Annotated in this window: 10 protein-coding genes; 2 read left to right on the top strand and 8 right to left on the bottom strand. The window is 70.5% G+C overall.

What is annotated here, in order from left to right; genetic code table 11:
- Nucleotides 1-2: 2 nt before the first annotated feature.
- From AC3WQR_RS18260 to AC3WQR_RS18235, 6 genes are all read right to left on the bottom strand, one after another.
- Complete coding sequence (locus tag AC3WQR_RS18260; RefSeq protein ID WP_447745723.1) at nucleotides 3-683, bottom strand: RNA polymerase sigma factor; 681 nt, start codon at nucleotides 681-683, stop codon at nucleotides 3-5.
- Nucleotides 670-12,357, bottom strand: a complete 11,688-nt coding sequence (locus tag AC3WQR_RS18255) for a filamentous hemagglutinin family protein (RefSeq protein ID WP_447745726.1) — start codon at nucleotides 12,355-12,357, stop codon at nucleotides 670-672. Before AC3WQR_RS18255 ends, AC3WQR_RS18260 begins: the two co-directional genes overlap by 14 nt.
- A gap of 404 nt (nucleotides 12,358-12,761) precedes the next feature.
- Nucleotides 12,762-13,754, bottom strand: coding sequence for a FecR family protein (locus AC3WQR_RS18250; protein WP_447745729.1), 993 nt, complete (start codon nucleotides 13,752-13,754; stop codon nucleotides 12,762-12,764).
- 72 nt (nucleotides 13,755-13,826) lie between these two features.
- Entirely contained in the window at nucleotides 13,827-14,354 is a 528-nt protein-coding gene (locus AC3WQR_RS18245) for an RNA polymerase sigma factor (protein ID WP_447745732.1), read from the bottom strand.
- 3 nt (nucleotides 14,355-14,357) lie between these two features.
- The gene (locus AC3WQR_RS18240) at nucleotides 14,358-15,065 is read right to left on the bottom strand and encodes an STN domain-containing protein (protein ID WP_447745734.1); all 708 of its coding nucleotides are present in this window, start codon (nucleotides 15,063-15,065) and stop codon (nucleotides 14,358-14,360) included.
- Between the two features lie 223 nt (nucleotides 15,066-15,288).
- A complete protein-coding gene (locus AC3WQR_RS18235; protein ID WP_447745737.1) occupies nucleotides 15,289-17,796 on the bottom strand; it encodes a penicillin acylase family protein in 2,508 nt (835 codons plus the stop codon).
- 98 nt (nucleotides 17,797-17,894) lie between these two features.
- Between AC3WQR_RS18235 and AC3WQR_RS18230 the strand changes: the two genes are divergently transcribed.
- Nucleotides 17,895-18,974, top strand: coding sequence for a PLP-dependent cysteine synthase family protein (locus AC3WQR_RS18230; protein WP_070063094.1), 1,080 nt, complete (start codon nucleotides 17,895-17,897; stop codon nucleotides 18,972-18,974).
- Nucleotides 18,975-18,979: 5 nt separating this feature from the next.
- Nucleotides 18,980-20,071, top strand: coding sequence for a lipocalin-like domain-containing protein (locus AC3WQR_RS18225; protein ID WP_447745740.1), 1,092 nt, complete (start codon nucleotides 18,980-18,982; stop codon nucleotides 20,069-20,071).
- A gap of 21 nt (nucleotides 20,072-20,092) precedes the next feature.
- Here the strand turns inward: AC3WQR_RS18225 and AC3WQR_RS18220 are convergent, their stop codons facing one another.
- Nucleotides 20,093-20,851, bottom strand: a complete 759-nt coding sequence (locus AC3WQR_RS18220; RefSeq protein ID WP_447745742.1) for a hypothetical protein — start codon at nucleotides 20,849-20,851, stop codon at nucleotides 20,093-20,095.
- Nucleotides 20,852-20,992: 141 nt separating this feature from the next.
- Nucleotides 20,993-21,442 carry a cupin domain-containing protein gene (locus AC3WQR_RS18215; RefSeq protein ID WP_070063096.1) on the bottom strand — a complete coding sequence of 150 codons (450 nt, stop codon included), beginning with the start codon at nucleotides 21,440-21,442 and terminating at the stop codon, nucleotides 20,993-20,995.
- Nucleotides 21,443-21,488: the final 46 nt, after the last annotated feature.

Below are 21,488 nucleotides of genomic sequence, written 5' to 3'. Positions count from 1 at the left end.
CCTCACGTCTGCGCGCGCGGCGCGCCGGCGCGCAGCGGCGCGACGACTTTCTCCTGCCATCGCCGCGAAAGACCCCGCCGCGGCGAAGCGCCCTCCGCCCGCACGGTGTGACCGGACGCATGCGCGCAGTAGTCCAGGGCCTGGCGAAGCGCCGTGTCCACCCTGCGCAAAGAGATGCAATGCCGGTCCGCCACGTCCTGGCGGGTCATCTCCTCGATCTGCAGTGCCACGAGCACCGAACGATGCCGGTGCGAAAGCCGCTGCATCGCCTGCTCGACGGCCTCCACGGCCGAACGCGCTTCGGCGATGGCATCGGGGCCGGGCGCGTGATCGGCCAGGAGATCGAGGGCCGTATCCCATTCGCCCACGTACTGCCAGGACCGGTCGCTGCGCAGGCGATCCATGGCCAGGTTGCGCGCCGTTCGATAGACATAGGCCCCGGGACTGCGCACGGGCTCCGATGCCGTCATGTCGCCCAGGCGCAGCCAGGCCTCGTGCAGGCACTCGCTGGCCTGGTCGGAACAGCCGAGATCGCGGGCCAAGCGGCGATGCAGGTACGTGTAGTTCGCCGTCAGGAACGCCCGCAGCGCCACGCCGGTGGGCTCGCCGTGACCCGCGTATGGCCCTTGAAAACAAGAACCGAGATCGAACTCAGCCGCGGACATCGTCTTACTTGCCGGCATGGCGCAACCTGCTCTTCTCGGCGTCGGTCAGCAACGACATCACCGACGCGTCGAACTGGTTGCCGTGCCCAAAGACCTGCACAGGGTTGGCAGGGTCGTACCGAGGCGAAGCGCCCGCTTGCGCGCCGGGGCGTGGCGGCGACGATGCACCCGCACCGCCCGACGGCAGGCTGTCGTTGCCGAAGCCCAGCACCCGCACCGTGAAGACCGAGGGCAGGTTCTGCCGTGCCGCGGCCCGCTCCTGGCGCATGGACTCCTGCGCCGCCATGGCCGCCGCCGACGCCGCCGCGCTGGCGGTGGTCAGTGCCCCGATGTTCACCGCGGCCACCACCGGCAGCCCGGTCGTTTCGCCCTTGACCTGGATGTTGTCGGCGTTGCGCACCTGCAGCGCTGCAATGTTGAGGTTGCTGGCGACCCGGATGCCGGCATCGCCCGCATCAATGGTGCCCCTCGGTGCGACCAGGTCCACGTCGCCTTCGCCCACGGTGCCGATGCCGGCGCCGCTCATGTCGCGCTTTTCCTCCACGGTGATGTTGCCGTCCACGTCCGACGTGACTTCCGGCGCCTGCGGAATGCGCACGGTCTTGGCGCCGCGGCCGGCGTCGATGTCGCCCTGGCTGGACCACAACACCTGGTCGCTGCCCAGCGGCTCGGCCTGCGAAACGAAGGACAGGATGCGCGAGCGGTTCACGATGATGTCCCGGTCGGTGAACACATTGACCTGCCCCGGCGAGGCCAGCGTCACCAGGCCGTATCCGTCCGGCACCACCGCGCCCAACCCCGCCACCTGCAGGCCGCCGCCGGGGGTGAAGACGTTGATGTCGCCCCCCTGGTGGGTGCGCGCCGCCATCCGGGTCGCGGCGATGCTGCCCACGCCGGACCAGCTGCTGCGCCAGTTGTCCGGCAAATCTGCGGCGTAGCGCACGGGCTGGCCTTCGGCCGTCGCACCGCGGAACAGCGTGTCGATGGCCGCGGAGCCGCGGCGGTAGCCGCCGTTGATCGGACCGTTCTGCCCATCGCCCCCGTTCTGGTCGCGCCCTCCTTCGCGCAGTTCATAGACAAAGACCTGGCGCAGGAACTGCTCGCGCACCAGGGGCGGCAGTTGCCGGTATTGCTCCCACGCCTGCTGCGGGCTCAGCTTGCCGTCCGCAGTGCCGGTGAGGCTGGCGACCTTGTCGGCACCGAGCATGCCTTCCACGAAGGACACCAGGCCCCGGCGCGCCAACTTGGCCAGGTCGCCGCGGTTTTCCACCCCGTCGCTCAGGTACAGCGGCGCCACGGTGCCGTCGGCCAGGGTGGTCTTCAGATAGTCCGGCATGGCGGCCACGTTGGCCGGGTTCAGGTAGGCCCGCTCGAAGGCGTCGTAGCTGGCGGCCTTGTTCATGCCGGCCATCAGGGTGATGCCGGCGCCCTCGGCGGGCAGGGCCTTGATGACGTTCGATTCTTCGCCGAGCGGCGTTGCCGACACGTAGTCCCAATAGCGATTGGCATTGGTGTACAGCGACAGGTTGTTGCCCTGGATGTCGCGCCCGGCCAGCAGCAGCAGGGATCCCGGCCCTTGCAGCGCGGTGCGGCTGCCCCTGTCGTAGTAGTAGGCCGCCGCGTCGCCGCTGTATCGCGCATATCGGTGCGACAGGAGCCTGTTGGCGACAGCCAGGATGTCGTTGCCCGCCGCCAGCATGGTGGTGTCGGTGGGGCGCAGGTTGCGCGCGCTGAGCTCGAAGTTGCGGATGTCGGTGCCGGCCTGCACGTGCACCGATTCCGACGCGATCAGATTCAGGTCGCTGATGGAACCGGTCGCCGCGTACAAGCGGCTGGGCGTGAAGTCATGCACCTGCATCGGCAGCACATCGGGGTTGTCGAACAGCTCCATGCCATTGAGGCTGTTGGTCAGGAACGTGTTCGTCACCGAGAAGCCGCCATAGACCGACTTCAGCGGCGCGCCGAACGCCGATGCCCCGCCCAGCGTGATCGTGAAACCCATCCACGGCCGGAATATCGACGGCCACTTGTCCAGCGTGGTCTGGGTCATGACGATGGCACCCGTGTTCTGCAGGCTGCTGCCGCGCAGGAAGCGCAGGTCTTTCGCGGCCAGCAAAGACAGGTCGCTGCTGTTCGCCGGCGCCATCGCCAGCAGGCCCGCGACGTCGATGTTGCCGCTCAGGGCCGACACGCTGACCTTGGCCGGGTACAGGCCCACCATGTCCGTCTGGAGCTTGGTGTCCGTCATGCCGCTCACCAGCCTGGTGGTGTTCTCCGTGTCGTTTCCTGCCACGAATTCCGACTGGTTGACCAGGCGCACGTTGCCGCCGGTGGACACCAGGCTGACGGCGCTGCGCTCTGTCTGACTGCTCATGAACATCGCATGGCTGGACGCGCCGCTGGTGTCCCGGTCGGCCTGGTCGACGTAGGCACGGCGTATCTGCATCGGGTCGATCACGGTCTGCAGGACCAGGTCGCCCAGCGTCTGCAGCTTGAGCGTGGCGTCCGACAGCGCCAGCACGGGCGCGATGTCGTAGGAATAGGCGGTGTTGGGCCAGCTGCTCGAGATGCCGGTCAGGGCATAGCCGGAGGCGCTTGCGCCGGCTTCGATCTCGCCGGCGCCGCGGCCCACGTAGTACTGGCCGGCCTTCAGGGTGCCGCCCGCCGCCACCTGCAGCTGCCCGCCGTTGCGGGTCACCGTGGAGGCCGCGGCATCGCCAGCGGAACGCCCGCCCGTCACGCGCATGGTGCTGGGCAAGGCCACCACCAGGTTCACCAGGTCGCCGCCCGCCGACAGCTTCACGTTGCCGCCGCCCAGCGCGCCCAGGCCCTGCTGGAAGCTGGCGTGGTTCACCCACCAGCTCGGTTGCTGGCCCCGGGCGGACATGACCGGCGCCCAGCTCTCGCCCATGTTGTACGCGTCGTAGTAGCCGGTGGGACTGCTGAGATCTCCGCCATAGCGGCCCTGGCGGAACAGCCATTCGGTCAGGATCTGGTCCGAACGCGCGCCCTGCGCGGTGGGCGCACGCACGCTGCCCTGGACCGCGACATCCACGTGGCCACCTGCGGTGCCGTACTGGGCATCGACGCTGGCGGTGTCGAAGCCGCCGCCCAAGGTGGGATCGGCCTCGGCCCGGCCTGCGGTGTACAGCGCGGACTCCTTGTGCGCCAGCACGAGGTCGCGCCCGGCGCGTACCGTCAGGTCGCCGCTGCCGGTGCGCACCAGCTTGCCGGCGCCCGACTCGGTGCCGGCCGTGCCCACGCGGATCGTGCCGGTGTCGGCTGCAAGCGCGCCCGATGGCCGCGTGGCCAGTGCATCGACCGACCCCAGGTCCGCGCCCGCCACCAGGCGCAGGTTCCACGACGCGGCCTGCTGCAGCCGCGCCGCCCGGCCCGCGCCGTTGTCGCGACCCGCCACGTCGAAGCCGTCGCTCAGATGGCCGTCGATGTTCAGGTTGCCGCCGGCGCGCAGCGTGAGCGTGCCTTCGCGGTGCGCCGCACCGAAGCTGTCGAACAGGTTCCAGTCGCGGCCCAGCGTCAGGTCGCCCGGGCTGGTGATCTCGATGCCCGCCGCCAAGGTGTAGGCGGCGGCATTGCCGCCCAGCCTCGCCAGGATGCCGGTGTGGCCTGCAAAGGCATTGGCCTCGGCGATCGCCTGCGGGGCCACGGATTCCACTGTGCCATCCGTGCTGGCATGGCGGCGCACGCCTTCGAGCACCGCGGAGCGCGCGCCCTGCACGGCGGCGTTCAGCGCCGTGACGTTCAGGCCGTCGTTGCCTGCGGTGCGCTGCGCCCGCAGTCGCAGCTTGCCGCCTTCGCCGCCGCTCAGGTCCAGCGTGCCACCGGCCAGGTTCAGTTGGCCGTCGACCGCTTCCAGGTCGATGCGGCTGCTGCCCAGACCATCGATGGCGTCGGTGGCATGGGCCGCCAGCACCGCGCCAGGCTGCATCGTCAGCCCTGCCCCGCCGACCAGGCGGATGCTGCCGCCGTAGGCCGCGTGGGCCTCGACGCGCGCCGTGCCGTCGACAGCAATCACGCCGCGATCGGTGATGACTTCGAAGTCGGCCACGCGCGTGGTGCCCGCGATCGTCAGGTCGCCCTGACGGACGCGGAACTGGCGCGAGCGGCTGAAGCCCGCATCGTTGAGCGTTCGCGCCAGCGCGCCGAAATCGTCCAGCCGATCGATGGCCAGCGCAAAGTTGCCACCGTTGCCGCCGGCACCGGCCTGCGCTTGCACAGTGCCACCGAAGTGGACCCGTCCGCCGGCCGATGCATCCACCGTCAGGCGGCCGGCGTCGCCACCGTGCGGATGGGCGGACAGGTCCAGCAGGCTGCCCGGAGCCAGGTCGATCAGGCCGCCTCGCGTCGCGAGGCTGATCTGGCCCGCGTCCACGTACTGGGCCGCGTCGAAGAAGACTTTTTCCAAGCCCCCCGCGTGCAGGCGGCCGGACTCTGCAACCGTCAGGTTGCCCGTGTCGGCATCGACCGCAATGCTGCCGCCCAGCGCGAGCACCGGCAGCGCCACGGTCACGCCCTGGCCCGACAGGCTCAGGCGCGCGCCCAGGCTGGCGCGGCCCAGTGCTGCCATCTCTTGCGCATCCAGCGGCGCGTCCTGCTGCAACACCAGTTGGCCCTGCGCTCGCAGGGCCTGGTCGGCGCCGGACACCCCTTGCAGCACCGGCGTGCGCAGCGTCAGCGCCGCCGCACCGGCGTCCAGGCTCCCGGTGCCTTCGCCGGCGATGCGCCGGCTGGCCGACAGCAGCACCTGGTCGAAGCCGGACATCGTCTTGTCGCCCGCGCCGAGCACCAGTTCGCCGGCCGACAGTTCGAGGCGACCACCGCCTGTGCCCGCGCTGCCGAGCGACGCGCCCGTGTTCTGCAGCGTCAGGTGCGATGCCTGCACCTGCACGGCATCGGCGCCATGACCGCGCAGGGCTGCGGCATCGAACACCACCTGCGCCAGGCCGCGCATGTCGAGCGAGCGATAGAAGTCCAGGCTGCCGTAGCTGTGCAGCGTCAATGACTGCGCGCGCGACAACTGCGCCAGGGCGTCGGTGTCCAGCACCAGGCCGCCGCTGCCGCCGCCGATGCCGATGCGGCTCGCGGCCACCGACAGGGCCTTGCCCGACAACTGCGCGCCGGCGGCCATCTCCGTGTTGTTGGTGGCGTCGAGCAGCAGCGCCTCGCCGCCCTGCAGCAGCGCACCGGCGCCGATGCGCACCTGGCCGCCGACGGTGGTGTCCACGTTCTCGCGCAACGCCCGCACGGCCTGGCCGCTGCTCACGCGCACCAGCGCACCCCAGTCTCTGGAAGGCGTGACGATGTGGTCGTCGCTGGTGTCGTTCGGCGTGTTGTTGTCGCTCCACACGGCCGCCACCTGCGGCTTGAGCACCAGGTTCGCCTCGTCGCCCGACGCGGCGCCGTGCGCGCGCAGCACGCTGCCCGACTCGATCGACACCGCATTCGCCGCGGCCAGGATCACCTCCGGGCCGCTCAACGCGGTGCCTGCCGTGTTGCGCAGCACCACGTCGCTGGCGGCCACGTCCACCTGCAGGCCCCGCACATTGCCCGTGCGCGTGCCGCCCACCAGCAGGCTGCCCGCGCCGAAGCGCGTCAGGCTGCCGGCATCCACGACCAGGTAGCCGTCGGCGCGCAGGTCGCTGCTGTCCTGTCCCGCGCCGACGATGGCGATCTTGGCGGCGGCAATGTCCACCAGGCTGCCGCGCCCGCCCGCATCGGGTTGCGCGCGCAGCTCGCCGTCCAGCGTCAGCGCGCGGTCGGCCTTGAACACCACGGCGCCGCCATCGCGCGCCAGGCGCGGGGTCACGACGTCCTGCCCTGTGAGGCGGTATTGCGTCAGCTTGAACGCATCCGACGAGAAGAAGGCGTTGCCCCGCGCTTCGTTGTATTCACTGACCTTGCGCACCAGGCTGGCGGGCAGCACGCGCCAGCCCGAGGCCGTGGCATCGCGCGCGCCGCTGATCGTGTTCTGTTCCCGCCCGGCCACGATCGTCGAGCCGTCGCGCAGGCTCACCACCTCGCCACGGGACGCAGCCCACGCCGGCAAGGCCTGGCCCGTGCTCTGCACCGCAAAGGCGCCGGGCAGCAGCGCATAGCGTGCCGGCAGGAGCGTGTACCACCCGGCACCCAGGCCGCCGCCGGCCAGCCAGACCTTCTGGCCCGCCGCACCGCCCGCCACGGGCGACAGGCCCTGGTAGCCCGGCAGCACCGCGTACATGCCGGGCAGCGTCAGCACGTCGTGCGAGCCGCCCGAGCCAGGCACGTGCTCCCACGCATGCAGGTCGCCGCCGCCCGCGATGTCCACCACCGCGCCCGCGGCCATGGCCACATCCGGCGCTTGCAGGAGCACGCGCTTTTCCGGCAGGGACGACAGATAGCGGTTTTCGTCCAGGGAATTGGCATCGCCGGCATTGGCACGATTGCGACCCTGCGGGTTGGCCGGGTCCAGCCAGTATTCGGCGTTGCGCAGGCTGCCGTAGAGCACGTCCAGGCCCGCACCGGACACTGAGGTCAGGCTGTTCGTGCCCAGCGTCAGGCGCTCGCCGGCATTCAGCGCGATCTGCCCGAAGGGCGCGCGCAGCACGCCGTCTTGTTCGATGACGGGCGCGTTCAGCGTCAGGCTGCCGCCGGCCGACAGAGGCGCCGCGGCGCTCCCGTTGCCGCGCACGGTAATGGACCGGTCCGAATTGATTCGCGCCGTGACGGCCGTGGCCGGATAGACCTGCGCGGCCTTGATCTCCAGCGCGCCACCCACGTCCAGCGTGGCCCTGAGCTGGGGGTCGTCGTAGTCGGTGCCGCCTTCGCTGTAGGCGCCCGCCACGAAGCGCAGGTCGCCGGTTTCCAGCACGGTGCGTTCGAAGCCGCGCAGCTTGACGTCGACGGGCGACACGGACTCGCCCTTCGCACCCCTGCCCGCAATGTCGATGGCCTGGGTGGCCGACAGGATCAGTTCGCCCGCATTGCGGGCCGTGGCGCCGGCCGCACCGACCGCACCGACCGCACCTGTCAGTGGGTTCAGTTGCAGATGGTGGGCATGCAAGCGCACCACGCCGCCCAGCCCGTCGCTCTGGATGACCGGGGCGGTGATGCCCAGGCGACCGGCGACGCTCAGGTCGACGCCGCCGTTCAGCTGCACGCCCACTTGCGTGGAACGCAGGTCGACCGCCGAGAGGCCCGTGTCCTGCAGCGCCTTCGCCGACACGTGCAGGGTGCCGTCCGAGGTCGCGATGTTGCCGATGTGGATCTTGTGGCTCAGTGCCGTTCCGGTGCCGCTCCAGAAGTACTTGTTGAGCAGTTCGACCACCCGCTTGTCGATGGTCGCGTCGTGCTCCCACGGCGCCCTGTCGGCGCCCGGTCCCGCGGCCAGCGCCGCGCCCGCGTCGAGGACGAGCCCCTTGCTGCTGGACACCGACGTCGGCAGCATGGTGTTGATCGCGGTGCGCATGGCGCTGTTCATCTTGACGTCGCCGGCGTACTCGTCGCGCACGTCGAGGTTGCCGCTGGTGCCGATGATCCGTGCGTACTTTTCTCCGTTGAACGTGTACGTACCGGTGGGGCTCTTGTAGTAGAGGAAGGAGCCGATGTCCGGCGCCACCAGGTCCCCGGACGCACGCCCGGCCTCGCTGGTGTCCGTGATGGACAACGAGCCGCCCGCCGCCTGGGCATTGCCGCCGTGGGCGCGCAGCCTGGCATTCATGGCGCCGCCGGCCGCGGCCTCCATCACGACCGCGCCGCCGTCGCTGCCCAGTTCCTGTTCCACGCGCCGCAGGGCGCCGAGCGCACCCGTGCCGCGGTCCCAATACGCCACCGTGCCCCGCGCGCCCGACACGTCGATCAGCGCACCCGCCTGCGCATCCAGCGTGCCGGCGCTCAGCGTGACCGTGCCGCCCGGCAGCACCTTGCCCTGGGGCAGGCGCATGGCCGGGTCGTGGAAGATTTGCGCCACGCCGGGCAGCAGCAGCTCGGCCCCGTCGGCCAGCGTCAAGGTTTTCTTGGCGCGGATGTTCAGCGTGCCGGCCGGCGCAAGGAGGCGGCCCGCCACCCGCACGGAAGCCTGCCCGGACCCGTCCGCGTCCAGCGAGATCGTGCCGCCGGGTTCTGTCTGAATGCTGGCGTTCGCGTCGATGCGGATGCCGCCACCGGTCGCGCCGGTCGCCAGCGACAGGCCACCGGGCGCGCGCGCGGCACGGCGCTGTTCGCTCAGTTCGTCCAGTGCCTTGGGGGCCAGCACATCGCCCAACGCGCTGCCGCTGGGCAGTGTGCGCAGCGTCGACACCGCGGCGGGCATGTCCCAGCTCGTGGGCTGGATGTGCACCTGTGCGCCTTCCGCGACCACGACGTCCCCGCCGAGCGAACGGATGCCGATCGTGCCGAAGCCGCGCTCGGCGTACAGGGTCTGCGGCAGGTGCAGCGGCTTGGCTGCGCCCGATGCCTTCCCGCCCGTGGCGTCGGCCGCGGGCGCGGCGCCGCCCACCTGCACGTCGCCGATCGCCGTGAGCGTGAGCCGGGATGCATCGCCCCCCGCCCAGCCGCGCAGGTCCAGCGTCTCGAGCGCGGTGTTGTCGAAGGCCGTGAGGCTGATGGCCCCGCCGTTGCCCGCCTTCACCTTGCCAGCCTTGCCGCCCGCCGTGACACCGGACAGCCAGCCGCCGCCGGACACGTCCAGCGCCGCGCCGGCGGCCACCTCCACGTTGCCGTACACCGTGCCCAGGCCCTCCTTCATCGGGGTCCCCAGTGCGATCGAGCCGCCGTGGATGGCGCGGCCCAGCGTGACGCCTTGGCCGGTGTCGTTGACCCACTGGCCCGCGACGCTCAGCAGGCTGTTCGCACCCAGGCGCAGCACGCTGTCCGCCTTGCCGCCGGCGCTCAAGGCAATGGAGCCGCCCGGGGCGATGAGCTTGCCCTGGATATCGAAATTGCCGGGGATGCCCTGGCCGTCGTAGACCGCGGCCGTGAAGCGCGCCCCCGGCTGCAGAGTCACCACCGCGCTGTCTTCCAGCACGAAGCCGGTGTTGAGGTTCAACTCGATGGCGCCCAGGCCCGAATGGCTCAGCCCCGCGGCGGACAGCCAGGTGGTGCGGCCCACGCCCGCGCCGGCGCCGGGGGATTGCCCTTCCGGCTCGGTCAGGAAGGCGTCCTTGCCCAGCGGGCTGTCGATGCTGAAACCCGCCGGCAGCAACGCGGGCTTGTCGCTGATGACGACCTGGCCCAGGGTCCACATGCCTTCTTGCGCCCGGTTGGAACCCACCGTGAGGCGGCCGGCCCGAGGCAGCTCGGACACCTCCTGCACCCGGTCACCGGGCTGCACCGAGCCCCTGAACTCGCCCTCCAGGATGAAGGCGCTGCCGGCACGGATGTCGATCGAACCGGCATTGCGGCCTTCCTCGTAGCCCGGCTCCCAGCGCCGCCCCGACAGCATCGGATTGACGTAGGTCTGCGTGACGCCCCAGCGCGCATGCGCCTGCAGGTACTGGCCCGCGATGCCCGTGTAGGTCATGTCCGCCGGCGCGGACGACATGGTGTAGGTGCGCCCGTCCGCGCCGCGCAGCCGGGTTTCCGTGTTCCAGCCGTCGCTGTAGCGCACCGAGCCGCCCGACACATCCAGGATGGAGCCCGGCCGCGTGATCACCGAGCCATTGGACTGGATGGTGATGTCGCCGCCTCGCGCCGCCAGCTCCGACAAGCCCACCAGGCCGTTGCCCACCCAGCCCGTCACGTCCGCCAGCGGGGTGCCGACCCAGACGCCCTTGAGCGCCTTGCCGGACTCGTCGGTGACCCATTCGACGCCCGCCATCAGCCCCTTGAAGGCACCCGACCTGCGTCGATCCACGATGACCTTCCGGCCGTACAGCCAGGTGTTCGCCTGCAGGTGGGAGTCGCGCAGTTCGTTGATGCGCAGTTCGGCCTCGACGAAGTTGCTGGCCATGTCCACCGGCATCTGCATCAGACCCGCGGTACTGACGGTGGCGTGTTCACCGATGAGGATGCGGCTGCCGTCGCCCACCTGGGTGTTGCGCTGCAGGGCCGCCGGGTTGGCCTGGGCCTGGATGTCGATGTGGCCCGCAGCGGCGGTGACCTGGGCTCGGGTCTGCACGTCGATCGTCTTGCCGTAGAGCTCGATGCGCCCGGGCTGGTAGCGGTTGGCCAGCGAGCCGCTTTCGATCCGCGTGGTGTCCTGCCAGTCGTTGACGACCTGGGTGATGCTGTCCGGCCCCAGGGTCAGCGTGCCGCCCGACCAGGCCGTCAGGCGCGGGACGTCGGCCGCCAGGTTGATGTCGATGTTGTGCACGCCCTGGCCCCAGGCGCGCAGGCGGATGGAGCCCGTGCGGTTGTTCAGCGCGGTGCTGGCTTGCAGGATGCCGCCCTGGTGGATGTCGCGCGACACCATGGTGATGTCGCCGTGATCGGCCTGGACGATGCCGGCGTTGTGCACGCTGTAGCCGACCTGGGCCGCGCGCTGCTCCATCAGCGGCAGGATGTCGGACACGATGCGCCCGATGAGATAGGGCTGGAAGGCGGGCGCTGTCTGCGGATTGATCAGGAACTTGGCCGGAAAGAGCCAGGGCCGCACCGACGAAGTGACGGCATCGAAGCCGCGCACGGTGGGGCTGATCTCCTTGGCTTCCAGCCACACGTTTTCGCCGGCGCCCAGCAGCGTCTGGCCGCTCGGCGTGCGGATGCTGCCCGCGTTGCTGACCTTGGGCGCGAACATCAGCACGTGGCCGCCCTGGCCCGTGATCTGCGCACCGGCCAGCACCTTGACGTCGCCCGGCGGCTTGCCCGGATCGAAGGCCGGGCCCATGTCGGCGAACTGCACGTTCGAATCGGCCGGCATCTGCTTGGAGTTCTCGCCGAAGGTGGGAATGCCGACGCCCACTTCGAGGCCGCTCCAGTAACCGGGGTCACCCGATTTCGCGCCCAGGCGCGTGTTGAGACCGGCCTTGAACTGTTCGTCGCTGAGCTTCAGGCTGGAGGCGACCAGGTTGCGCACGTTGACCTGGCTGCTGCCGGTGAACAGGATGCCGTTGCGATTGATGAGGTAGACGCTGCCCTCGGCCTCGATGCGGCCGGCGATCTGGCTGGGGCGGCCACTGGGGTCGTTGATGCGGTTGAGCGCGATCCACTCGTTGGCGCCGGTCTTGGCGTGGGTGCCTGCACGCTGGTCGAACTTCACCGTCGTGTTCTTGCCGACGTTGAAGGTCTCCCAGTTCAGGATGGCCTTGTCGGCGGTCTGCTCGATGGTGACCGTGGTCCTGCCGCTGGCTGCGGACTGCACGGGGTCCCTGGCGTTGAGCCAGCCGGCGGTCAGCGAATTCGTGTCGACCTTCAGGCCGCCTTCGGCCAGGCCGTCCGGCGCGGAGTCGCCGCTGGCCAGCGCCTCGGCCCGCTTCTGTGTCTGCTGCGCCTGCTGCGCGGCGATCGCGCGCGCGGCCAGGTTCAGGTTGGTGATGGACGTCTGCAGCTGCTGGCTCGCCGCCGACGACGGTTGCGTCGGGTGGACCAGGCTGGACGCCGGCGCGCCGTTCGGCAGCTTGCCCGTGGCGATCGCACCCGCCTGCGCCGCGCCCTTGTCGGCGAACCACGCCGGACTGAACGCCCGCTGGGCGTGCGCGCTGCCGAGGACCCCACCGGCAGCCAGCGCCACCGCGATGGCCCGCGCGAGGGGCGCCATCCTGAAAACCTGCTGCGCCGCGCGCGCCGGTCGATTCTTTTCCTTGCACCCACTGATGGTCATTTCTCGTTCCCGCCGAAGTAAAGCCTGTGCCGAAGGGGCAGCGCGCGTCGCGCAGGCCAGCCCCGTTCAAGAAGCCCCTGCGATGGCGATCGAAAGCCAACGCGACAGGAGCCGTCAGTTTCTTGACGGGACGGAAACGTCGAATTCCAGAAGAATATTTTTGACCTCGTTGTGGGCGCGCGCCTGCTGCTGCGGCCTCGGTCCGGAAAGTCCTTGCAAATCAACGGCGAGAGCGCACTGCACCTCGGCAAAGTCACGAAAGCTTCACAGTGGCTGCGCACGACCCCCATGGGAAGCCGCGACATCGAGACAGGGTCACCACCCAACCCCGGGGGCCAACGCTAGCTCAGGACCAGCACGCCGGCAGGGAGCGACCGGGCGTTCAAGCCGAAGGACCGCTGCATCTGGAGCAAGGCCAGATCGAGACGGTCGAGCTTGAAGGTCGCGGTGACCGTTTTCCCCCGCAGCGCATCCACCATCAGGACCACACGCCCGGGGCGGTAGCGATTGATCTCGTCCAGCACCGCCGACAAGGGCGCCTGCTTGAACACGAGCTCACCGCGCCGCCAGGCAGAAGCCACCTCGGGGTCTGCGGCGGCGATGCCGCTGATCGAGTGATCGCGGTAGACCGCTTGCTGGCGTGCCAGCAGCACACGGTCGCCGGCCGGGTGCTCGATGCGCACGCGCCCCGCCAGGCAGGTCACGCACACACGCCCTTCCAGGCGGCTGATCTCGAAGCGCGCCGATTCGCCAATGCTGCGGCCGGCGCCGGCCACGACACTGAAGGTGCGCGCACTGGGCAGCATCTCGATCGCCGCTTCGCCGTTCAGCAACTCCAGCCCCTCGGCCTGGTCGTCCGAAGCCACCCGGCGGATGCTGGTGCGGGTGTTCAAGGTCACGTCGATCTGGTCGGACCACGCGATCGCACGCTGCTCTCCGGCGGCTGTGCGCCAGTCCGCACGCCATTCATTGGCCGCGGGCCACAACCCCAGGGGCGAATAGACCGCCACCCCCGCGACACCCGCCGCGGCGGCTGCGCCCGCCACGCCCAGGAAGGCCCGGCGGCTCGCCGCGGGCTTGCGCAGGGTCTCGCGGTGAAGGCTCGCCGCTTCGGCGTCGGTGCGCACCAGCCTGTTCAGCGCGGGTTGAAGCACGCGCCACTGCTGCCGGGCCTCGATGAACGCCGCCTGATGCAAGGGACTCGCGTCGCGCCAGCGCCGGAACGCCTGCGCCTCCCACTGCGTGGCGGCGCCCGAATGCAGCTTGCGCACCCACGCGCGCGCGTCTTCGCGCAGCGTCTCGGGAAGCGTCGGTGGTGAAGGGTGCGTCGTCATGTTGGTTTCAGGGGCCCCGTACTTGATAGACGGTTGCCGACGCCGCAATCCGCAAACTATTTCTTCGTGCCGTCATGAAGACCTGCCAGAGCGCGGTTCCAGCCGCGAGAACAGAAGGTCCTGCGCGGCCTTCAGTTCGTACTCGACGGTCCGCACAGGAATGCCGAGCCGCGTGGCCACGTCCCGCTGGGACCAGCCCTCCAGGCGAACCAGCAGCAGGATCTCGCGGCGGCGCGGCGGCAGGCGCGACAGCAGGCCGTCCAGCGCCTCCAACTGCGAACGGGCTTCGGCGACCTCGGCCGGACCGGGCGCCGGGTCCGGCAGCTCGTTCATCAGCAGCTCGATGTCGTCGGACAGCAAGACCTGGCTCTGTGCGCGCCGGACGTCGATGGCCAGGTTGACCGCCATGCGCAGCAGGTACGCCTGGGGCGTGGCAATGGGACCCGCCATGGGCTGGCTGCGCTCCAGCTTCAGCCAGGTTTCGTGCAAGGCGTCTTCCGCCAGTTCGCGATTGCCCAGCCGCACGGCCAGGCGCTGCCTGAGCTGCTCGTAGCGTTGCACCAGGAAGCTGCGCAGCAGCGGGATGACGTTCTCCGTCATGCGTCAGTGCACCGTGGCACAGCGGGGCCCGGGCAACACGTCGTGCGGAAGGATGGCCAGCGTGAGCGGCAGCGCCAGGTCCACCGGCGGGGGACGGTCCATCTTCAGAGGGGCCAATGCCGCAAGCATGGCGGCGTCCCGCGCGGGGTCTCCCGAAGACGACACCAGGCGGGCCTGGCTGATGCGGCCCGACTCGGTCACCTGCAGTTGCAGGATCGCGCGGTAGTGGCCGGGGGCCGTACGCAGATCGGCACACAGCGCGTCCCAGACACGGGCCTGGACCAGGGCGTCGTACCCGCGTGGCGAGCCACCAGTCGACGCCACCCCGGGCGCCGCTGCGACGCGCTTCAGGATGAAGGCACCGGAAAGCTGCGTGTCCACGTCATCCGCGGTGAAACCCGTGCCGGCCAGCAAGGCCCGCAAGGCGGCATGCGGCGCATGGCGCCCGCGCACCGGGGCGGAGGTTCGCCCCGCCACCCACTCGTCGATGAACATCACCGATCGGCCCGACACCGCGGCGTATTGCGCCAGGGCAGCCGCCAAGGGCTGCGCCGGCAGATCGAAGTCCAGCATCTGCGATTCGGACGACGCGCGGGTGGCGGCATCTGCCGACTGCACGTCGGTGCCCGCGGCCACGGCCTTCGCTGTCGATCCCCAGGCGATGCAGACGCACACCACGGTGCACGTCAGGCCGGAGACAAAGGCCCGCACGAACCTGTCGTCCCTGCCCCGGCCCAAGCCCCGTCCAACCACTCGCCCACGACCACCATGCGCTGAAGTCAACAAGGAAGAAGTGGATCGTGTCAGCAAGCTTGTGGGCAGTATTTCAACTCCTGCAAGCATCACATCGGCGAATGACGACCGCGTGACGACCGGCAGGGCCGGGCGCGCCGCCGCGGGGCGCGGGCAGCGCCCTCTTGCGTTGCCGGACCTGCTAGCGCCCCGGCGTCAGCTGGATCCGTTCCACCGTTTCCTTCTCGACCGCCCCGCGGCTGTAGACCAGCGGCACGTACTTGCCTTCGAGCCACAGCGGCGCCAGGTCGCGGTAGTTCGGGCTGTCGGGGTTGCCCGACTGGCCGGGCGTGTTGATGACGCGCGAGGCGTCCCAGTTGCCCACGTCGAGCACCATGCGGAACGACGCGCCCGAGGTCAGCTTGTAGTCGTTCGCGCGGTAGGTGGCCGCCATCGGCGTGAACGACGAACCGGACATCGGCCAGTCGCCCACCTCGAGCTTCTTGCGCGTGGCCGCATCGACCACGCCGCCCAGCGGATGCCGGAACTCGGCGCGGTGCAAGGCGCCCCACTTCCACGCCGACGTGTCGGGCCCGAGCTTGGCGGACAGCTCCTGCATGGCGGCGGGCAAGGTCGTCAGCAGCAAGGCATCGCGCTGCGCGTTGCTCACCCAACCGGACGGGTTCTCCAGCAGCAGCACCATGCGCGTGTTGTCGCCGGGCGCGGCCAGCGCGGCAGCGGCATCGCCCGCCCCGGCCTTGAGCACGGCCTGGCGCAGGAACTTGCTGCTCCACACCTCGTACAGCGCGGCGGCCGCGCTGTCGCGGTCCATGGCGCCGTCCCAGCCCTGGAGCAGGCGCAGCGCCGCCGCGGTCTGGGCGTCGTCGCTGCGCTGGCCGGCCAGGAGCTTCAGCACGCGCTGCGCCGGCGTCGCGACGATGTCGTTCTGCATGCGCTCCGAGTCCTCGATGGTGAAGCGCGAACCCGCCGCCACCTTGGCCGCGAACAGTTCCTTGAGCCGGCGCGCGCGGGCCGCATCGCTCCACTCGTAGCCCACGCCCTTCTTCGCGGCGGGATGGTCGGGCGGGATGTTGTTCTCGTTGGCCGTGACCACGTAGCCGCGCGCGGGGTTGAACTCCGAGGGCAGCTCGTCGCCGTTGCGAAAGCCCGACCATTCATAGCGGCCATCGCCCGGCACGGGCATGAGGCCGTCCCAGTTCGGGCGGATCGGCGTGAGCCCGCCCGGAATCCAGCCGACGTTGCCGCTGCTGTCGGCATACACCTGGTTCTCGCCCGGCGCGCCCCAGCGGTTCATGGCGGCGCGGAACTGGTCCCAGTTGCGCGCGCGCATGTAGTCCATCGAACCGAAGTACGGTGCCATGCCGGGCTCCAGCCAGGCCGCGCGCAAGGCGAAGGCGCGGCGCTTGCCGGGCTCCGCGACCAGCACCGGGCCGTGGCGCGTGAAGGTGTTGACCACCTCGCGTGGCGCGGCCTCGCCCTTGATCGCGATGCGCTCGGTGACGCGCGTCATCGGCTCCCAGCGGCCCTGGTAGCGGTACTCCTCGGGGTTGGCCGGGTTGAGCTCGTACACGTACAGGTCTTCCTGGTCCATGTAGAAGCGCGTGAGGCCGAAGGCGATGGTGCCGTTGTGGCCGATCGACAGGCCCGGCAGGAAGGGCTCGCCCGCGCCGATGGCGTCCATGCCGGGCGCGCTCAGGTGCGTCATGTAGCGCAGGCTCGGCGCGCCGTGCGCGCGGTGCGGGTCGTTGGCCAGGATGGGTCGGCCCGTGGACGTGAGCTTCGGCGCGATGACCCAGTTGTTGCTGCCGTAGGCGGCCGTGGGATCACCCTGCGCCGCCTCGTCCTGCTCGGCCTTCGCGGCGATCGCCTCGGCACTGCCGGGCAGCAGCGCGACCGGCGCGGAAGACGCGCCCGCGTTCATGCCCACGCGCGTGTTCTCCTTGGTGAAGCGCGGCGCATCGGTCGCCCGCAGGTAGGCCGCGCGCAGCTCCACCACCGGAAGGCTGCAGGGATCGAAGCCCTCGGGCACCTTCGGCGTGACCGGCGGATCGAGTTCGCGGCGCAGCCAGTCGGCCTTGACGCCCGGCGCGCCGGCGCAGAAGGCGCGTGCGCGGTCGACCTCCGACGTGAAGTTGAGCGTGAGCCCGTGGTGCCGGATGCGCACCACGTCCTCGGGCGACCAGGTGGACGGCTGGTAGCCCAGCAGCGCGAACTCGGTGGGCAGCAGCGCGGGCTGCGCGCGCACCTGCGCCACGTAGGCATTGACGCCGGCCGTGAAGGCCTCGGCCACGCGCTTGGCGTCGGAGCCGTAGGCCAGCCATTCGCGGTACATGTCGCCGCGGTAGAGCACGGCGCGCGCGGCGCGGTCGCTCTCGACCCAGGCGGGGCCGAAGTCCTTCGCCATCTCGCCCAGGCCGCGCTTGCGCCACAGGTCCATCTGCCAGAGCCGGTCGCGCGCGGCGATGAAGCCCTGCGCCACGAAGGCGTCGTAGAGCGTGCCGGCGTAAAGGTGCGGCACGCCCCAGCGGTCGACCAGCACTTCGGCGGGCTTCTCCAGACCAGGCACCGCGAAGGATGACGAGGGGCGCGTGGGCGTGTTCACGCCCGGGGCGTTGGACGCACACCCTGCGAGGGCGAGCACCGCCAGTGACACGGCGCCCAGGGAAAGCCGATGGTTCATTCTCTTCATGCAGTTCGTCTCCGGTCTTGTTGTGGATTGGCAGCGGGCAGTATCCCGATTTCTGTCACCCGCCGGGTTACAAGGCATGACTTGTAGACTGGCGCGCTATGCAGCCCACCACCCCTTCAACCTCCTCCTGCGACAGCTGGCTCGCCGGCGCGATCCGCCGCATCGAAGCCGACTACCAGCGCAGCGCCGACACGCACCTCATTCCACTGCCGCTGCCCGCGCTGGCCGCGCACGGCATCGACCTGTACCTGAAGGACGAATCGACGCACCCCACCGGCAGCCTCAAGCACCGGCTCGCGCGCTCGCTGTTCCTGTACGCGCTGTGCAACGGCTGGGTGCGCGAAGGCACGACCATCGTCGAAGCGTCGAGCGGCTCCACCGCCGTGAGCGAGGCCTACTTCGCGCGGCTGCTGGGCCTGCCCTTCATCGCCGTGATGCCGCGCAGCACCTCGCCCGAGAAGGTCGCGCAGATCGCCTTCTACGGCGCGAGCTGCCACTTCGTGGACCACGCGGCGCAGGTGTACGACGAGGCCCGCGCGCTGGCCGAGCGCACCGGCGGCCACTACATGGACCAGTTCACCTACGCCGAGCGCGCGACCGACTGGCGCGGCAACAACAACATCGCCGAAAGCATGTTCCAGCAGATGGCGCGCGAGCGGCACCCGGTGCCCGCGTGGATCGTGGTGGGCGCCGGCACCGGCGGCACCAGCGCCACCATCGGGCGCTACCTGCGCTTTCGCTGCCACGACACGCAGGTGTGCGTGGCCGACCCCGAGGGCTCGGTGTTCTCGGCCTACCACCGCAGCGGCGACGCCACGCTCACGGCGCCCGGCTCGCGCATCGAAGGCATCGGCCGCCCGCGCGTGGAGCCCAGCTTCGTGCGCACGCTGGTCGACCGCATGCTCGAAGTGCCCAACCTCGACTCGGTGGCCGCCATGCATGCGCTGTCGGCGCTGCTGGGCCGCAAGGTCGGCCCGTCGACCGGCACCAACTTCGTCGGCATGCTGGCCGTGGCGCACGAGATGCGCGCGGCCGGCCAGCAGGGCTCGATCCTTTCGCTGCTGTGCGACGCGGGCGAACGCTACCTGCCGAGCTACCACGACGCCGACTGGGTGCGCAACGCCTTCGGCGACATCGCGCCGGCGCAGCAACGCATCGACGCGCTGGTGGCGGGCTGATGGCCATGCGCCCGCCCCGTGGCCTCATCGCGCGGCGGCAGCTGTTGCTGCTGGCCGCGCTGGCCGCCGCGGGCGCGCCGCATGCCGCGTGGGCCCTGCCCGCGAAGGCGCTGCAGTTTCCACGCGACTTCGGCAGCCACCCCGAGCTGCGCACCGAGTGGTGGTACATCACCGGCCACGGCCAGACCGCCGCGGGGCGCGCGTTCGGCTTCCAGGTGACCTTCTTCCGTTCGCGCGTCGACGCCACGCAGGCCATGCGCTCGGCCTTCGCCGCCAAGCAGCTGGTGTTCGCGCACGCCGCCGTCACCGACCTCGAAGGCCGCGTGCTGCGGCACGACCAGCGCATCGCGCGCGCGGGCTTCGACGTGGCCTCGGCCAGCGAGACCGACACCGACGTGCGCTTGCGCGACTGGTCGCTGGTGCGCGACGCCGGCAGCGGCGCCTACACCGCGCGCATCCCCGCCGGCGAATTCACGCTCGACCTGCGCTTCGCACCGTCGCAACCGGTGTTGCTGCAGGGCCGCGAAGGCCTGTCGCGCAAGGGGCCCGAGCCCGAGCAGGCGAGCTACTACTACAGCGAGCCGCAGCTGCAGGCGCAGGGCCGCCTCACGCTGCAAGGCCAGGCCCCGTTCGAGGTCACCGGCACCGCCTGGCTCGACCACGAATGGAGCGAGGCGCTGATGCACCCCGAGGCCGTGGGCTGGGACTGGATCGGCATGAACCTCGACGACGGCAGCGCGCTCACCGCCTTCCACCTGCGCCGCCGCGACGGCAGCGCGCTGTGGTCGGGCGGCTCGTTCCGCCCGCGCGGTGGCGCGGCGCGCATCTTCCAGCCCGGCGAGGTGCGCTTCGAGGCGCTGCGCAGCTGGACCAGCCCGCGCACGCGCGCGAGCTACCCGACGCACTGGCGCATCGATACGCCCGCGGGCCGCTTCGAGGTGCAGGCGCTGCTCGACGACCAGGAACTGGACAGCCGCGGCTCCACGGGCGGCGTGTACTGGGAAGGCTTGAGCGAGCTGCGCGACACGCAGCAAGGCCGGCGCGTGGGGCGCGGGTACCTCGAGATGACGGGGTACGCGGCGCCGCTGCGGCTGTGAGCCGAAGCCCGGCGCGACGGGCTACTTCACGCCCTGGCTCAGCGCCTGTGCCGTGTTGCGCGACAGCGCGCGGACGTGGTCGTCGATCGCCGAAGCGACGGGCGCGAACTCGGCAGTGCTCAACCGCTTGAGGTCGCGCGGCTCCTGGAAATCCTTGAGCTGCCGCACCCGTTGTCGCTGCTGGGCGAGCATCGGCTCGTAGGCCGCGAGGTTCAGCGGCGGGTCCATGACGAAGACCTTGGCTTCGATCGCGGGCACCGCGAAGTACCGCGTCGACCCCAGCATGCTGCGCGTGAAGAGGCCCGAGTTCTGCATGACGCTCTCGCCGCAGGGCCCGCCGGTGCACTCCATGCGCGCCTGCGTCCGCGTCGCCTCGACGAGGACCACCGCGGCAATCTGGTCGTCCTTCAGCTTGCGTGTCGCCCACGCTTGCGCAGGATTCGCGATCCATCGATCGTGCTTGAAGACGGCCAGCGCGTTGACGGAGGTCGTGGCAAAGCTCGTGAGCCGCACCACCTGGAAGCCGGCCTTCTCCAGCTCCGACGTGAAGGCCTCGTAGACCTTGGCCGTGGGGTTCCAGGGGAACGGGTACGTGGTCGAGAAATTGTTGAAGACGGTCGTGCCCACATGCATGTGTTCCGCAGAGGCGGTGGGGATGCGGACCAGCAGGCCGACCTTCGCGCCCTTCGCGAGCTGGCCGCCGTTCGGCGGCAGCGGCGGCGGGGTCATGCACCCTGTCAGCGCGAGCGCCACGAAAAGTGCGAGCAGCCATCTGCGCATGGGGGTCTCCTCCATCTTCTTGTCGGTGTGGGCCTGTGCGGCCGGGTGCGGATGATTGTGCCGAGCGCTGCATGCGGCGTCGCCACGGGAACCGGTGGTTTTGGATTGAGTCGGCTTGTCAGTGCCGATGAGGGCCGCGACTCACGCGGAGACCGTCACCCCATTGCGCTCCAGCACCGCCAGCAGCTTCGGAATGTCGGGCGCCGGCCCGACCGGAATCTCGCGATCGATCGCCGCGAACATCTGCGCAGCCATCGCGTCCTGCCCGGTGATCTCGAGCATCTGACCGCCGCCCTTGCCGTAATGAAAGCCGTGCACCGTGCCGCGCGGCACGTGCACCAGCGTGCCAGGCTGGCACCGATGCGCCTGGCCGTCGCAGAGGAATTCGACCTCGCCGCCGAGCACGTAGAACGATTCGTCCCAGTCATGACTGTGCGGTGGCGGGCCCGTGCCTTCGTCGCCGCGCTGGAAGGTGACGCCGTAGCTTTGCGTCGAGGCATTCGACGCCAGCACCGTCACCTGCGTGCCGAGCACGTTCAAGGGCGTTTCGCGCCGCTCGGGCGGGAGGACAAAGTACGGAAGAAGGGCCATGGCCGGCTCCTCGAAGTGGGAGCCGGATTCTGCGCCCCGGCCACAG

The sequence above is a fragment of the Variovorax sp. FW305-3-2-15-B-LB1 genome (assembly GCF_058787635.1).
Note: the sequence above shows the minus strand (reverse complement) of the source record. Positions and strands in the feature narration are given on the sequence as shown.

What these genes read in the sequence shown, in the direction of transcription:
- AC3WQR_RS18260 (WP_447745723.1), bottom strand. Translation starts at nt 683, where the DNA reads ATGCCGGCAAGTAAGACGATGTCCGCGGCTGAGTTCGATCTCGGTTCT.
- AC3WQR_RS18255 (WP_447745726.1), bottom strand. Translation starts at nt 12,357, where the DNA reads ATGGCGCCCCTCGCGCGGGCCATCGCGGTGGCGCTGGCTGCCGGTGGG.
- AC3WQR_RS18250 (WP_447745729.1), bottom strand. Translation starts at nt 13,754, where the DNA reads ATGACGACGCACCCTTCACCACCGACGCTTCCCGAGACGCTGCGCGAA.
- AC3WQR_RS18245 (WP_447745732.1), bottom strand. Translation starts at nt 14,354, where the DNA reads ATGACGGAGAACGTCATCCCGCTGCTGCGCAGCTTCCTGGTGCAACGC.
- AC3WQR_RS18235 (WP_447745737.1), bottom strand. Translation starts at nt 17,796, where the DNA reads ATGAAGAGAATGAACCATCGGCTTTCCCTGGGCGCCGTGTCACTGGCG.
- AC3WQR_RS18230 (WP_070063094.1), top strand. Translation starts at nt 17,895, where the DNA reads ATGCAGCCCACCACCCCTTCAACCTCCTCCTGCGACAGCTGGCTCGCC.
- AC3WQR_RS18225 (WP_447745740.1), top strand. Translation starts at nt 18,980, where the DNA reads ATGCGCCCGCCCCGTGGCCTCATCGCGCGGCGGCAGCTGTTGCTGCTG.
- AC3WQR_RS18220 (WP_447745742.1), bottom strand. Translation starts at nt 20,851, where the DNA reads ATGCGCAGATGGCTGCTCGCACTTTTCGTGGCGCTCGCGCTGACAGGG.
- AC3WQR_RS18215 (WP_070063096.1), bottom strand. Translation starts at nt 21,442, where the DNA reads ATGGCCCTTCTTCCGTACTTTGTCCTCCCGCCCGAGCGGCGCGAAACG.